Origin of the sequence: Maricaulis sp., from assembly GCF_030149425.1 — a bacterium.
Lineage (GTDB): Bacteria > Pseudomonadota > Alphaproteobacteria > Caulobacterales > Maricaulaceae > Maricaulis.
In genome coordinates this window covers 14,078-28,810 of sequence record NZ_JASBRQ010000022.1, presented here as the reverse complement: position 1 = coordinate 28,810, position 14,733 = coordinate 14,078, and the positions used below count along the sequence as shown (strand labels likewise).

The window sequence follows — 14,733 nt, the reverse complement described above, 5'->3', positions numbered from 1 at the left end:
GGCCAGCTTGAGCAACTCAATGCGCCAGGGCTGCCGCCAGCTCGGTGAGGTCCGCCCGGATATCGGTGACCTCGACCGGTCGCTCCAGAACGCCGGCGAGATTGTCCGGCGCAGCGATTTCAGCATTGATGACGGGCTCGACCGCGTCAGCGAATTTGAAGGGATGCGCCGTCGCGGCGACGATCCAGGGGCGCTCTTTTTGTGCATCTGCATCCAGCCGGTCAAAGGCCGCCAGCCCGGTGGCCGTGTGCGGGCAGGCGATATAGCCGGTTTCGCCATGCCATCGACGGATGGTGGCGCGGATGTCGTCGTCATGAACGGATGCAACGGAATGGATCGCCCGGTCGGGCAGGGCGCCCAATCGTTCAAAATTGCTCGGCGCGCCGACATCCATGGCATTGGCGAGGGTCGCGATTGAGGCCCGCGGCTCGAAGACGCCATGCCGTGCCCAATCGGCGAGCGTGGCATTGGCGTTGGTGGCGAGCACAACGGGTCCGACGGGAAAGCCGAGATTGCGCGCGATCAGAGCCGCCAGCGCATTCCCCAGATTGCCGCTCGGAATGATCAGACCGGGGGCCTGCCCGGCTTGCGCCGCATGTCCGAGCGCGGCGTGGGCCCAATAGCAGACCTGGGGCAAAAGCCGGCCGATGGAGATGGAATTGGCGGAGGTCAGGCCATGCCGGGCGCTCAGCTGCGGATCGGCGAAGGCCTGTTTGACCAAGGTCTGGCAGGCATCGAAATCACCGTCGACGCGCAGGGCTCGGACCGGTGCACGCCAACAGCACAGCTGGTGTTCCTGAAACGCGGAGATCCGCCCTTTGGGAAACAGGATCACGGCGCGGGCATGGGCCCGGCCTTCCGCTGCACACCCCACCGCGCCACCCGTGTCACCCGAGGTGGCGGCCAGCACGCTGACCGGTGCGTCGGCGCCGGCGATCCGGTCGAGACAGCGAAACAGGAAGCGGGCCCCGAAATCCTTGAATGCGCCGGTCGGGCCGTGAAACAGCTCCAATACGCTTAACTGGCCCAGATCCACGCTCTTCAGCAGAAAATTGAAAGCGTCTGCCGCCATGGCTCGGGCTTCACCCTCAAGCGGGCTGCCGGCCAGGAAGGGGGCGAGGATATCAGCTGCGGTCTGCGCTAGCGGTCGGGCCGGGTCGAATTGCTCAATGTCGAGCACAGGCAGGGCTGCCGGCATGTACAAACCGCCATCCGGAGCTGCACCGGCGCGAATGGCGGCGGCGGCATCGACCGGAGCGCTGGCCTGGCGGGTGCTGACATAGATCACTGCACCGGCTCCACTTTGAGGCCGGCCGAGACCAGCGGCGCGGTATAGGACGTCGCCGTCAGTTGCTCGGCATCGAAGACATGCTGCATCGCAGCTCTGACGGCCTCGAAGCGGGCGTCAGGCATAAGGGCGAAAACGGACGGGCCGGAGCCGGAGAAGGAACATCCCAGTGCGCCGGCTTCAAGCGCTGCGGCCTGCAAGGCTGCGAGTTCGGGCAGCAGCGGCAAGCGCTGCGGCTCGATCAGAATATCGCGCAATCCGGAACCAAACAGGTCGAGATCTCCGCTGTGGCAGGCGGCAATGAAGCTGGCCATATTGCGGGCATGCTCGACGGCGGTGTGCAACGCGACCGTCTCGGCCAGCAGGTCGCGCGCGGCCTGGGTTTCGATTTTGCGGTCGGGGTGCCAGAGCAGGCAGGACAGGCCCTGCGGCAGTGGCAGGGGGCGGATCAGCGGCGGGTCTAGCCGCGCGGCAAGGACGAGGCCGCCATACAGGCTGGCCATGACATTATCCCAGGGCGGTGGATCAGCGGAGACGCGCTCGCCTTCCATGGCCAGGGGCAAGAGCGTCTCGTTATCAAACGGCTCGGGAAGAAGCGCATTGACCGCGCCGGCTGCGGCTACCGCAGAGGCCGCAGAGCCGCCCATGCCGGCGCTCAGGGGCACGCCCTTGTCAATATCCAGAACGACCCCGAAATCGGCTCTGGCAGCATCGAGAACGGCTTGGGCGGCGGCGAGCGCGCAATTCTGCTCCACAGCCGCCGGCAGGCTGGAGACCAATCCGGTGACGTCGCCGAGCCGGGCACCCTGGGCATCACTGCGATGCGCCACAACGGTATCGCGGGCAGCGTCAAAGGCGAGGCCGAGTACGTCGAACCCGACCGCCAGATTACCGATACTGGCCGGCGCCGTAGCGCGGACCGTCTGGCCTGTCCTCATGCCGAGGCGTCTCCCATAAGCTCTGCCTCAGACTTGGCCAAAATGGACGGGATTGTCGAGGGCTCGAGCCCGGCGCCGCTGACGGCGCGCTGGATATCCATGATGTCGGCAAACACTGCCTCTGCGGTCGGCCAGCGTCCGGCCCCCTTGCCGGCGACCCAACCGGTCTCGCGCGGCCGGCGGATAAGAAAGCCATTGGCTTCGTTTTTCAGGCTGGCAAAGGGATGGCTCTGGGGCAGGGCGCGGATCTCCACCCGGGCCCGGATCTGACCGTCCTCGGCGATGTCGGCGCGGCCAATCTGCTTGAATACCAAACCATCCTCGCGGGCCGCAGCGATCCGTTCCGGGGCGAGGGCGCGCAGCGTGTCCCGCTCGATATCGCGAACATCGACCCGGGCACCGAAGGCGTGCCAGCACAGGATGGAGAGTTTGTCGGCGGCATCATAGCCGTCGATATCGGTGCTCGGATCGGCCTCGGCAAAACCCTTGGCCTGGGCTTCCTTGATGGCGTCATCCAGGGCGATGCCGTCATCGAGCTGGCCGAAAATGAAGTTACAGGTGCCGTTCATGACGCCTTCAATGGCGCCGATATCCTTGTTGGGGCCGAGCCGGTCGATGGCCTCCAGGACAGGGGCGCCGCCGCCAACCGCAGCGGAGTAGCGCAAATGCTGACCGCCGGCACTGGCCAGCGCATGGAGGAGTTCGAAGTCCTTGGCGATGACCGCCTTGTTGGCCGAGACCAGATGCGCGCCCTCACGCAGGACACTCTGGGACAGCGCACGGGCCAGGCCCGTACCGCCGATGGTCTCGACGACAATATCGGGGCGCTCGCCGAGGGCGGCCAGCGGATCGTCGGTGAACCTCAACTCTGGATGCGGGCTGGCCTGGATGTGTTTGCCGGGATCGCGAACCAGGACCGGGTTGAGCTGAAACCGGCCGGGATGGGCGAGCAGGTGTGCGCACACCCCCTGACCGACCGAGCCATGACCGAGCACGGCGACGCGCAGCGGTTCGGCCTCGTGCACGCGGCCCGGGCGGGCCTCCACGGTGGCGATCCGCGTCGCATAGGCCCGGCCCAGGGCGGCAACCTCAATAACCACACCGAGGGATTGCGCGGCATGGATCGCCTTTTCCTGGACCAGGCCGCGGCTGACCTGTGCTGCCTGGGCATAATCGAGCTGGTCGAAACGCTTGGCGTTGGCGACCTTAGCCGGATCATCGGAATAGACGCCGTCAACGTCCTTGATGAGACGGGCCCGGTCGGCGCCGAGCCAGCTGGCGAACATCACCGCCGTCAAATCCGTTCCGCCGCGGCCGAGCGTAGAGGGCCCGTGATCGCCTTCGCCAAAGAACCCGGGGGCGACGATAACATCGTGCTGGTCGAGATGAGCAAACACCTTGGCCGCGTCCAGCCCTGCCAGATTGGCGTCGAGCGGCGCCCCTTCCGCCCGCAAACCCATTTCATGGGGGTCAAACACCTGACACGCCACACCCGTCCGCTCCAGCGCCAGCCCGAGCAAGGCGGCGGATTTGAGTTCGCCACAACGCACCAGCCGCGCCAGCAGGGCATCATGAGCGCCCGCGCCAACATCTTCGCCAAGGCCAAACAGGGCATCGGTCTCGCCGTCCAGGGCCGAAACAACCGCGACGACTTTCTCACCCTCGCGGACATGGCGGTAAATCTCATGCGCGATGCGTGCATAGTCATGATGGTCACGCAGGACCGAAGATCCGAATTTGAGGACGCAGATGCGATGCTGGCTGCGTTGCGGGCTGAGAGCGTTCACGGGTCTATTCCTTCGAGTTTGGCGTTTGCTGGCGTTGGGCGTTGGTGTTTGGGCAAGAAAAAACCCGCTTCCGGAGGCCGGGAGCGGGTTCGGTGTTCTGCGGTTTTTTAGTCTGTCCGCTAGTCCACGTCGTCCGCCCCCCGGGTATAGGAGGTCGTCATGATGGTGGTCATGGTGGACATGAGCATGGTCTGCGCGCGCGAAATCACCCCCGGCAGGCGGATGGCCTGTACGGTCGTTTCGCTGGCGATGACATGGCTCATAGACATGCGGTTCACTTAATCCGTTGCGCGCAACACGTCGCGCTTCGTTGAAATCGTGGCCATCAAACCGTCAACACGGTCCTAACGTCAAACGATTTTTGCGCCTGCGAACATAAAAGGCATCACTGATGCAAAAAATCCCCACCGGATATCCATGGCGGGGATTTTCTGTTCAAAGGCCGAAAAGCGTTATTCCGCAGCGGTTTCCAGCGTCTTGGTCTTGGCGGCCGGCTTGGGAGCAGCGGCGCGCACATAGGGGGCCACATGGTCTTCGAACTTCGTGAAGTTCTCGGTGAACATGGCGGCCAGCTTGCTCGCTTGGGCGTCGTAGGCGTCCTTGTCGGCCCAGGTCGAACGCGGGTCCAGGATGGCATCGTCCACACCGGCGACGGATACCGGGACCATGAAGCCGAAATTGGCGTCTTCGCGGTAAGCGGCGCTTTTCAGGGATCCGTCGAGCGCGGCATTGAGCAGAGCCCGGGTGGCCTTGATCGGCATGCGCTGACCGGTGCCATAGGCGCCCCCGGTCCAGCCGGTATTGACCAGCCAGCAATCGACATCGTGCTCGGCGATCAGTTCTCGCAGCAAAGCCCCGTAATCGGCCGGATGGCGCGGCATGAATGGCGCGCCGAAGCAGGCGGAGAAAGTGGCGGACGGTTCGGTCACACCCTTTTCGGTGCCCGCGACCTTGGCGGTGTAACCCGACAGGAAGTGATACATCGCCTGGGCCGGGGTCAGCTTGGCGATCGGCGGCATGATGCCGAAGGCGTCACAGGTCAGCATGACGAGGTTTTTCGGATGACCGCAGGTGCCCGTGGCGCTGGCATTCGGGATCGCGCTGATCGGATAGGCGCCGCGCGAGTTTTCCGCTAGGGTGGCATCATCCAGGTCCAGCTCGCGGGTGACCGGATCCATGACCACGTTTTCCAGCACCGTGCCCCACATCTTGGTGGTGGCAAAGATTTCCGGCTCGGCCTCTTCGGAGAGGCGGATCATCTTGGCGTAACAACCGCCTTCGAAATTGAACAGGCCATTGGGCGACCAGCCGTGCTCGTCATCGCCGATCAGCTCGCGATTGGCATCGGCGGAGAGGGTGGTCTTGCCGGTGCCGGACAGGCCGAAGAAAATCGCGGCATCATCATCCTTGCCGGCATTAACCGAGCAGTGCATCGGCATGATGCCCTTGGCCGGCAGCAGGTAGTTGAGAATGGTGAAGACGGATTTCTTGGTTTCACCGGCATAGGAGGTGCCGCCGATCAGCACCAGCTTGCGATCGAAATCGACACCGATGACGGTTTCCGAGCGGCAGCCATGGCGCTCCGGGTCAGCCTTGAAGCTCGGCAGGTTCACGATGGTGAACTGGGCGTCGAAGCCGGCATATTCGTCGGCAGCCGGAATGCGCAGCAGATGGCGGATGAAGAGCGAGTGCCAGGCCAGCTCATTAACGACGCGGACCGGCAGGCGATGCTCGGTGTCAGCGCCGCCGAACAGCTGTTGCACGAAGAGTTCCTTGCCGGCCATGTGGGCCCTGAAGTCGTCCCAGAGGTTGGTGAACTGCTCTGGCGTCATGGAGGCGTTATTGTCCCACCAGACCTGGTCTTCGGTGGAGGCATCACGAACCGTGAACTTGTCCTTGGCGGACCGGCCGGTGTGCTCGCCGGTCTTCACGACCAGGGCGCCGCCCTCGGCGACTTCGCCTTCGCCACGGCTGACGATTTCCTGATACAGGCGGGCTTCATTCCAGTTGAGATTGATCTGGCCGGTTTCGATGCCCATGGCGCTCAGGCCGCCGTCGAGACGGTCTGCTTCGGTACGATCACTGGTGGACATGTTGTCTAACCCCCAACTGGCCCGCTCCTACACTTGGCGGGCATGATGCTTGGCGGTGCTCCGGCCTCTTTCAGGCCGGGCAATCCGCGCACTCCTATGCCGGCGGCGCGTTGTCGCGTCTCGTCCGGCTCCCGGTTGAAGAGCCGCCGGTACCAGATCAAATCCGGCCGGGAAAGCCCCTAAAGACACGAGAGTTTAGCACAGTGAAAATCGGAGAAGCGGATGTTATCGCAAACATTTTGCCGCCATCCGCGTTTTCCCATTTGTCCGCAGTGAGATGGCCAATCGGGGCTGTCTTGCCCGGCCTGGATCCGGGCAAGCTCACTTTTTGCAACAAAATTCGCAGTCGAAGGTTTTGAGGGGCCGCAGCGCGCGCCTAGCCTTCGGGAAGCGGGATGAATTCATCCTCGCCTTCGGGCATTAAAAACCGCCCGCCGGCCGGGAAACCGGTCTCGCCGGCTTGCTGCCAGGCCGCCTTGGCGGCCTCGATCTTGTCTTTGCTGGTCGCAACAAAATTCCAGTAGATGTGGCGTTCCCCCAAGGGCGCACCGCCACAGATCATGATGCGGCTATCCGCCTGCGCCGCCATCTCCGGAGCGGCTCCCGCGGCGATAACTGCCATATCGCCAGGTTGAAGCGCGACGCCATCGACCGTCATCGCGCCCTGGACGAGATAGACGGCGCGCTCTTCATGCTCGATGTCGAGCGGCAAGTTCGTGCCGGCCGGTAGCTCGCCGTGCAGATAGAAGATGGGGGAGTATTGCCGGATTGGTGCGACGTGGCCCCACGCGGTACCGAGAATGAGCCGGAAGCGGGCGCCATCGCGCTCGAAGTCGGGCAGCTCATCTGCGCCCGCATGCTGGAAGCGTGCTTCGTCTTCTTCATTTTCTTCCGGCAGGGCGACCCAGGTCTGAATGCCATACATGTAGTGACCATCCTCGCGTTCGGGCGAGGGGGTGCGCTCGGAGTGGGCGACGCCATACCCGGCGGTCATCCAGTTGACCTCGCCCGGGCGTATTACCGTGTCGATCCCGATCGTGTCCCGGTGCCGCAATGCGCCGTCGAACAGGTAGGTTACAGTGGCCAGACCGATATGCGGGTGCGGGCGGACATCAATGCCTTTGCCGGGTTCGAACTGGGCCGGGCCCATCTGGTCAAAGAAGATGAAGGGGCCGACCAGGCGCCGTTTGGGGGCCGGCAGGACCCGCCGCACTTCAAAACCACCCAGATCGCGGGCACGGCCGGAAATAACGAGCTCAATTGAGGTAGTCATGGCGCATCCTTGTGCTTTAGCGCAGATCGAGACATTGCCGATGCAAGGTCCCATCGCGTAGCTTCCCCGGCATATCTAAGGGAGGCACCGTTGAAATCAATTCTCGCCGCCGGGGCGGCACTCATTTTGACCGTGCCTGCGTTTGCGCAGGACCGGCATGAACTCGAACCACATGAGGCGGAAACCGCGCAGCTGCTGATCGAGCAGGCGCTGGAATCGGATCTGGCCTGGGACATTGTCGAATCGCTGACCACCGATGTTGGTCCGCGCCTCGGCGGGTCTGAGGCGGAAGCCCGAGCCCGCGAATGGGGGCGCGAGCTGGGCGAGGAGCTCGGTTTCGACCGTGTGAGCATCGAAGAGTTTTCCATGCCGTTCTGGGAACGCGGCGATACGGAAATCACCATGACCGCGCCCTATGAGCAGGTCCTCTACGGCACCTCGCTTGGCGGCTCGGGACGCTCACCGCGTCTGCGCGCCATCAATGCCGAGATCGCCTATTTCCGAACGCTTGACGATCTCATGGCTGCCGAAGACGGTTCGCTGGAAGGGCGGATTGCCTTTGTCGATGGCGAGATGATGGTGAAGAGCCAGACCGGCGCCGGCTATGGCCCGGCCAATCAGCGTCGCCGTGTCGGCTGGCAGCATGCCGAGCGCGCCGGTGCCGAAGCGCTGGTTGTGCGGTCGGTCGGCTCGTCCAACCGCCGCTTTGCCCATACCGGGATGATGTCTTCGCTCAATGGCGACTGGGCCGATATACCGGTGCTGGCGGTCTCCAATCCGGATGCCGACCATCTGCGCCGGTTGCACGAAAGTGGCGAGACCATTGAATTCCGCATCCGCTCCGGCGCCGGCTGGCGTGGGGAAGTGACCAGCGGCAATGTCATTCTTGATATTGTTGGCCGCGAGCGCCCGGATGAGATCGTGCTGATCGGCGGTCACCTCGACAGCTGGGACCAGGGTACGGGCGCCGTCGATGATGGGGCGGGTATTGCCATTACCGTAGCGGCTGCCGAGCTCATTGCCCGTTTGCCGCAGCGTCCGCGCCGGACCATCCGCGTTGTCATGTTCGGCGCCGAGGAGGTGGGCCTATTGGGCGCGCGCGCCTATGCCGCCCAGCATATGGGCGAGGTGGCCAACCACGTCATCGCCACGGAGTCCGATTTCGGTGCCGATACGATCTGGCGTTTTGTTTCCAACGTGGATGAGGGCGCCAACCCGGCGATTGATGCCATCCATCGCGAGATCCAGCATCTCGGCATTATCCGCGGCGGCAGCAATGTGCCGGGCGGTGGTCCGGATATCATCCCGCTGGCCATGGCTGGCGTGCCGACCGTGCGCCTGCAGCAAAACGGGCGGGATTATTTCGACCTTCACCACACGCCGGACGACACGCTGGACAAGATTGATCCGGAGGCGCTGGCCCAGAATGTGGCGGCCTATGCGGCCTTCACCTATCTCGCTGCGGAGATGGATGTGGAGTTCCGCTCCGACATCGAGCCGGTCGGCGAGTAAGCCTCGGCAAAACGCGCAAGAAGAAAGCCCCGGCCAATTGGCCGGGGCTTTTTCACGCCGAGCTGGGTGGAGGAGGGATCAGCTCGCAAAATCATAAGCGCCGCCGCGTTCCAGCGCGGCCTTATAGGCCGGGCGTGCCTGGATGCGGTCTACGAAGGCTTTGACATTGGGGTATTGCTCGAACATGTCCGAGCGCGATCCGCCGGCTTCCAGCGGAAAACTCATCTGGATATCGGCTGCCGAGATCTCATCACCGACAAACCATTTACGGCCTTCCAGATGCTCATTGATATAGCTCAGGAGGTTCTTGATTTCCGGGCCGGTGTAATTGGTGTCCAGCTGGTTCGCGATCGCCTTGATCACCGGCTTGACGAAGAAGGGCACTTTGGCCTCGGTCAGGCGGCCGACGATCAGCTTGACCAGCAGGGGCGGCATCAGCGAGCCCTCTGCGAAGTGCAGCCAGTAGACCCAGTCGCGGTGCTCCTGCGTCCCGGACTCTGGCTTCAGCGCCTGGCCGTAGGTGCTGGCGAGATATTCGATAATCGCGCCGGACTCGGCGACCGTGATATCGCCATCGGTGATGACCGGGGACTTGCCCAGCGGATGAACGGCGCGCAGGGATGCGGGCGCGCGCATGGTCTCGGCGTCCCGGTCATACTTCGCAATCTCGTACTCGACGCCGATCTCTTCCAGCATCCAGAGCACGCGCTGCGAGCGCGAATTGTTCAAATGGTGGACGGTAATCATCCGCTCATGCCTCTATACTCAAACGCATACTCAATACGAGGCAGATAGAGCTTAGATCACCCAGCTCAATAGATTATTCAGCGAAACTGTCACACGGCTCGACCGGACGCTGCCAGCCTGCCAATTGCATATCCAAATCCAGACCGGCGCGTTGCAGGCGCAGGCGCAATTGTTCGGCTAGCCGCGGATCGCCGCCGGAGAGGTCGGTCAGGGTGTAGATACCCAGCCGGGCGACATCACCGACATGGGTGTGACCGTGATCTGCCAGGGTGAAGGCGAGTTCGACAAGATGCGGGCTCGGCGTGCAGAAGCTGACAATATCCTGGTCGACAAAGGGATTGCGGCTCGAGCGCGCCCAGCGCCAATCAGCATCACTGTGAAGGGAATACATCGCCATATCACTACACCTAGTAGCCGAGTGTTCTATCGATACTAGATATAGTGAATGATCTTGCGCTGAGTCGGAAGCGCGCAATGCCGCCAACTCCGTCAGAGCCTGTGGAGCGGCGGCATTTCCAATTTCAAATCAGCGCGTTGTCAGATGCCGGACCAGCGTGCCCGCATGCCCAGACGGTCAAAGACATCGTCCCAATAGGCGCGGAGCGGTCCGCGCTGGTCGGCTTCCCAGCGCTCACGCGGGATCAGGCGGATTTCGATCTCCACCCCGCGCAGATTATCGCCATAGGTGTCGCGGATCGCATTGGCCACGCTGGCGGCACTGGGCAGGCGTTGGGCGAGATCGCCACGGCTGCGGCCATAGACGGAGAAGATCTCCGAGTTCTGCAGCATGTCCGACACCAGCACGATGCGGCGGCCCGGAACCGTCTCGTCGAATACGGGCTCCTGGCTCAGACGCGCCAGGGCCTCGATGATCGGGCTGTTGGGGGCGTTTTTCGGCAGGATGAGATCGGCGAGGGCGCGGTCGAGCGGATCGGCGAACAGGGCTTCATAGCGCGCCTGGACCCGGTCCGGATTGCGATAGAGCGGATTGACCTGCTCGCCGGCGCCCGGATTGCACAGGGAGAAGCGGTTGGTATTGCGCAGCTGGCCGCTCTCATTGAGCTCGTACAGCGACATGCGTTCGCCGACATCCAGGCCATCGCGTTCGCGCAGGATCAGGCCTTCGATCGAGCCGGCCTGTTGCGGTGAATACAGATCGGTCTTGTCGATCACGACCACGCGGTGCGGCGGTGTGGCGCCGACCAGGCACAGGGTGTCGTTATCGTATTCGTCCGGCGTCAGGACGAAGGCTGCGTAGCTGATACCGCCCAGAATGGCGGCGACAATGATCAGATTGAAAAAACCAATTAGGTCGCGCCCCGACATATTCCCCCCCGTCGCTTCGCTGTTGAATGAGGAGCGGCACCCAGCCGCCGCTCCCCGTTTGATTATACCGGATCGGCCTTGCGCTCGCCCAGCTCGCGCATGCCCGGACCGGCGAGGTCAGCATTGACCTCGATCAGCAGGTCATTGGCTCTGGACAGCAATTCCAGCTCCGGCTCTTTCAGCTTTTTGACATTGCGGTAGCCCGCTTCCGTTGCCCGTTCCAGATCCTTGGCGGCCGTTTCCAGGCGTTTGGACACGCCGGCATAGCCCAGGATCGGATCGGAGAAGGTGCGGCCCTTATACGCCGCGATGGCGGCAAAGGTCGTCCCCAGGATGAAGAGCAGCAGGGCTTCCAGCGTCTGGAACCCGAACGGGTTCTCGCGCACGGCCAGGACCGGGGCCAGGACTTCACCGGTTTCGCCAGCCCCACCCAGCGCCAGCGTCGCGGCGTTGAATTCCAGCAAGTCGCGGAAATGCGCCGCCGTCAGGTTCAGCATGATCAGCGCCACGGAGGTCGCGACAATGGTCACCACGCCGAGCACGATATGCAGGCGGCGATGCGGGTTGGACATCAGGCGGAAGCCCAAAAACCCGATCAGGAAGAAGGCGGCGATGACATTGGTGAAGGAGACGGTGATGGCCTGCAGCCAGCCGCCCAGCAAACCCAGGTCAGAGCCCTTGGAGAAGAAATAAGCGTTGGCCAGGCCTTCAAACAGGACCAGCGAGGCCAGGATCGAGAAGTGCATGATGTGCGATTTGGGATAAATCGCCGCCCGCTCGATCGGCTTGATCGCGCTTTCGCCCTGGGTGCTCTTGAACGACACCGCGCCATCCCAGGTGCGGCGGAACAGGATCATGTCATGGCGGCGGGCATCGGCGAAGGACATCGCCTTGCGCAGCCGGGTCATCTCGACCGGTGAGCGCAGATCATACTGCGCATCCTGGTCTGCAGGACGCTCGAAACTGTCGTCCTCATACTGTTTTGCGACCGGACGATTGATCGTCCCGACCTCGCGGTTTTGTGCAGCGTCTAAGGGCATGGCCTCCCCCTTAAAAAGTTCGCCCGGTAGGGTTCATTAACATGGTTAATCAGCAAATGTGGCAGCGGAATGCGCGCATACAGGCAATTTTGCGCGTTGCAGATGAACCCGGGCTGTCTGCCCTTGTGTCATGCATGCGGAAAGGCCTAGTTTTAAAGGCGAATAGCGCTGGGGAGGGCGGTCCGAGATGGGCAGTACGAGACGTGATTTCCTGAAGGTTTCAGCCGCCGGAGCGGCCTTGGCGGGGGCCGGATGTCGCCAAATGGGGCAGGAATCGGGCGAAACGGAAGGGATTTCCGATTCGCCTCAGGGGGGAGAAATCTCCAGCGAGCAGCTGCGTTCCGCCGAGGCGCTGTTCGATGTCAGCTACACCGAGGCCGAGCGGGCCCAGATCATTGACGGGCTGGAGGAATGGAAGGCCTGGGTCGAGCAGTTACGGGCGCTGGACAAGCCGAACCATCTCGCACCGGCCACGGTATTCGACCCGCGCCTGCCCGGCCATGACTACCCGGCCCAGGAGAATTCTGTCACCGGCGCCGGCGCGGATGCGGGCAGCCTGCCGGGCAGCGATACGGCCATCGCTTTCGCCCCGCTGTGGAAGCAGGCGCAATGGCTGCGCCGCGGAGCGCTGACCTCGCAGCGCCTGACCGAGATCTATCTGTCCCGGATCAGCCGCCATGGCGCAGCCCTCGAATGCTTCGTCACGGTCACCGCCGATATGGCGCGCGAGCAGGCCGCCCGGGCCGACCGCGAGCTGGCTGAGGGGCGCGATCGCGGACCGCTGCACGGCATCCCGTATGGCATGAAGGACATTATCGACGTCGCCGGCATTGCCTCGACCTGGGGCGCCATGCCGTATCGCGACCGGGTCGCCAGCGAGGATGCCCATATCACCCGCCTGCTGACCGAGGCCGGGGCGGTGCATCTGGGCAAGACGACGAACGGCGCGCTGGCCTATGGCGATCTCTGGTTCGGCGGGCGGACCCGCAATCCGTGGAATCTGGAAGAGGGCTCGTCCGGATCAAGCGCCGGTTCGGCCTCGGCGACCGCGGCGGGCCTGGTCAGCTTCGCCATCGGGACGGAGACGCTGGGCTCCATCGTCTCGCCCTCTAATCGCTGCGGTACGACCGGCCTGCGGCCGACCTTCGGCCGGGTTTCGCGCGCCGGTGCCATGGCTTTGTGCTGGAGCCTGGACAAGATCGGACCGATCACCCGGTCGGTCGAGGATACCGCATGGGTGCTCGGCGTCCTGAACGGCTATGACGCTGGCGATGCCGGATCCATTGCCCATGGCTTCACCGCCGATCTCAGCGCCGATGTGCGCGGCCTGCGGGTTGGCTATGATCCGGCCTGGTTTGAACAGGCTGGCGCGGCCGACCGCGCCGCCCTGGATGCGGCCCGCGATGCCGGTGTCGAGCTGGTCGAGTTCGCACTTCCCGATCTGCCCTATGATGCGCTGTTCGCGGTTGTGGAGGCTGAATCAGCGGCGGCCTTTGAAGAGCTCACCCTGAGCAATCGCGATGACGAGCTGCGCTGGCAGTCCGGTGTCGCCTGGCCCAATACCTGGCGCCGGGCGCGGCTGATTTCGGCTATCGACCTGATCAATGTCGACCGTCTGCGGCGCCGCATCATGCACGAGTTCGATCAGGCCATGACCGGGCTGGACGCCGTGATCGGACCGAATTTCGCCGGCTCCATGCTTACCATCACCAATTATACCGGCCATCCGCAACTGGCGGTGAAGTCGGGCTATAACGAGATCGCCAGCCGCGTGCCGAACGGCGAGACCGCAGCCGATCCCGAGGCATTGCACCGCGTGCCGCAAACCACCAGTGTCTGGGCGCCGCTATTCCGCGAGGACAATGCCTTGCGCCTGGGGCTCGCCATTGAACGCCGCCTCGGGGTCGCCGAGGATCACCCGCCGCTTTTCCTTTGAGGGTTCCATGAAATTCTATGACTGCCTGACCGCCCCCAGCCCGCGCCGTGTTCGCATGTTCCTCGCGGAGAAGGGCATTGAGATCGATACCGTCCAGGTCGATCTGCGCCAAAAGGAACAGCTCTCGGACGCTTTCCTGGCGATCAATCCGCGCGGCACCGTTCCGGCGCTGCAACTCGATGACGGCACCGTGCTGTGCGATGGCGCCTCGATCATGCGCTATATCGAGGAGACCCATCCTGACCGGCCCCTGCTGGGCGCGACGCCGCTGGAAAAGGCCATGGTTGCGGAATGGACGGCGCGTATCGAGTTCGAGGGTTTCATGGCGACCGCGGAGGCGTTCCGCAACTCCTCCAAGGCCTTCAAGGACGCCGCCCTGACCGGCCCGGTGGCGCACGCACAAATCCCCGAGCTTGCCGAACGCGGACGCGCGCGGGTGGCGGATTTCTTTGCCGTGCTCGATCAGCGTTTGCGTGGCAGTGCCTATGTCGCCGGGGATAATTTTACCGCCGCCGATATCGCCGCCTTCGTCTTCGTGGAGTTTTCCGGCTGGATCAAGCTGGTTCCCGAAGAGGGGCAGACCGCCCTGAAAGCCTGGCGTGACGCTGTTGCAGCGCGGCCAAGCGCGGCGGTTTAGCCTTCGTCTCAAGGCGCAGCAATTGGCGGCAGGACAGTGCGATGAAGTGCCCTCCTCGCCCTCGAGGGGCGAGGTGGATCGTCGCGTAGCGGCGAGACGGAGTGGGTGCGCGCCGAAGGCGCGACAAAGACTTGCGCCCAGGGTCGGATTTCAGTA

Annotated in this window: 13 protein-coding genes; 3 read left to right on the top strand and 10 right to left on the bottom strand. The window is 63.6% G+C overall.

Going from position 1 to position 14,733, the window contains the following annotated elements; genetic code table 11:
* Positions 1–16: 16 nt before the first annotated feature.
* The 6 genes from thrC to Q1V57_RS03745 all read right to left on the bottom strand — a co-directional run bounded on the left by thrC (position 17) and on the right by Q1V57_RS03745 (position 7,379).
* Positions 17–1,288 carry a threonine synthase gene (gene thrC / locus Q1V57_RS03770; RefSeq protein WP_300527691.1) on the bottom strand — a complete coding sequence of 424 codons (1,272 nt, stop codon included), beginning with the start codon at positions 1,286–1,288 and terminating at the stop codon, positions 17–19.
* Positions 1,285–2,226 carry a homoserine kinase gene (locus Q1V57_RS03765; RefSeq protein ID WP_300527690.1) on the bottom strand — a complete coding sequence of 314 codons (942 nt, stop codon included), beginning with the start codon at positions 2,224–2,226 and terminating at the stop codon, positions 1,285–1,287. Before Q1V57_RS03765 ends, thrC begins: the two co-directional genes overlap by 4 nt.
* Positions 2,223–4,013 (bottom strand): homoserine dehydrogenase, encoded by a 1,791-nt coding sequence (locus Q1V57_RS03760; RefSeq protein ID WP_300527688.1) that lies wholly within the window; start codon positions 4,011–4,013, stop codon positions 2,223–2,225. Before Q1V57_RS03760 ends, Q1V57_RS03765 begins: the two co-directional genes overlap by 4 nt.
* 119 nt (positions 4,014–4,132) lie before the next feature.
* The gene (locus tag Q1V57_RS03755) at positions 4,133–4,282 is read right to left on the bottom strand and encodes a hypothetical protein (RefSeq protein WP_300527687.1); all 150 of its coding nucleotides are present in this window, start codon (positions 4,280–4,282) and stop codon (positions 4,133–4,135) included.
* Positions 4,283–4,465: 183 nt separating this feature from the next.
* Positions 4,466–6,052 carry a phosphoenolpyruvate carboxykinase gene (locus tag Q1V57_RS03750; RefSeq protein ID WP_366145067.1) on the bottom strand — a complete coding sequence of 529 codons (1,587 nt, stop codon included), beginning with the start codon at positions 6,050–6,052 and terminating at the stop codon, positions 4,466–4,468.
* Positions 6,053–6,482: 430 nt separating this feature from the next.
* Positions 6,483–7,379, bottom strand: coding sequence for a pirin family protein (locus Q1V57_RS03745; RefSeq protein WP_300527685.1), 897 nt, complete (start codon positions 7,377–7,379; stop codon positions 6,483–6,485).
* 132 nt (positions 7,380–7,511) lie between these two features.
* Between Q1V57_RS03745 and Q1V57_RS03740 the strand changes: the two genes are divergently transcribed.
* Positions 7,512–8,891, top strand: coding sequence for a M20/M25/M40 family metallo-hydrolase (locus Q1V57_RS03740; protein ID WP_366145066.1), 1,380 nt, complete (start codon positions 7,512–7,514; stop codon positions 8,889–8,891).
* Between the two features lie 78 nt (positions 8,892–8,969).
* Here Q1V57_RS03740 and Q1V57_RS03735 read toward each other — a convergent pair whose 3' ends face one another.
* The 4 genes from Q1V57_RS03735 to Q1V57_RS03720 all read right to left on the bottom strand — a co-directional run bounded on the left by Q1V57_RS03735 (position 8,970) and on the right by Q1V57_RS03720 (position 12,004).
* Positions 8,970–9,638: a glutathione S-transferase gene (locus tag Q1V57_RS03735; protein WP_300527683.1), complete on the bottom strand. Its 669-nt coding sequence runs from the start codon at positions 9,636–9,638 to the stop codon at positions 8,970–8,972.
* A 73-nt stretch (positions 9,639–9,711) separates the two neighbouring features.
* On the bottom strand, positions 9,712–10,029 hold the full coding sequence (locus Q1V57_RS03730; RefSeq protein WP_300527682.1) for a hypothetical protein: 318 nt from the start codon (positions 10,027–10,029) through the stop codon (positions 9,712–9,714).
* Positions 10,030–10,175: 146 nt separating this feature from the next.
* Positions 10,176–10,964 (bottom strand): hypothetical protein, encoded by a 789-nt coding sequence (locus tag Q1V57_RS03725; RefSeq protein ID WP_300527680.1) that lies wholly within the window; start codon positions 10,962–10,964, stop codon positions 10,176–10,178.
* A 62-nt stretch (positions 10,965–11,026) separates the two neighbouring features.
* Positions 11,027–12,004 carry a hypothetical protein gene (locus Q1V57_RS03720; protein ID WP_300527678.1) on the bottom strand — a complete coding sequence of 326 codons (978 nt, stop codon included), beginning with the start codon at positions 12,002–12,004 and terminating at the stop codon, positions 11,027–11,029.
* A gap of 187 nt (positions 12,005–12,191) precedes the next feature.
* On the opposite strand from Q1V57_RS03720, the gene Q1V57_RS03715 reads away from it, so the two are divergent.
* Positions 12,192–13,940 carry an amidase gene (locus Q1V57_RS03715; protein ID WP_366145064.1) on the top strand — a complete coding sequence of 583 codons (1,749 nt, stop codon included), beginning with the start codon at positions 12,192–12,194 and terminating at the stop codon, positions 13,938–13,940.
* A gap of 7 nt (positions 13,941–13,947) precedes the next feature.
* Positions 13,948–14,577, top strand: coding sequence for a glutathione S-transferase family protein (locus Q1V57_RS03710; RefSeq protein ID WP_300527676.1), 630 nt, complete (start codon positions 13,948–13,950; stop codon positions 14,575–14,577).
* The last annotated feature ends 156 nt before the right edge of the window (positions 14,578–14,733 follow it).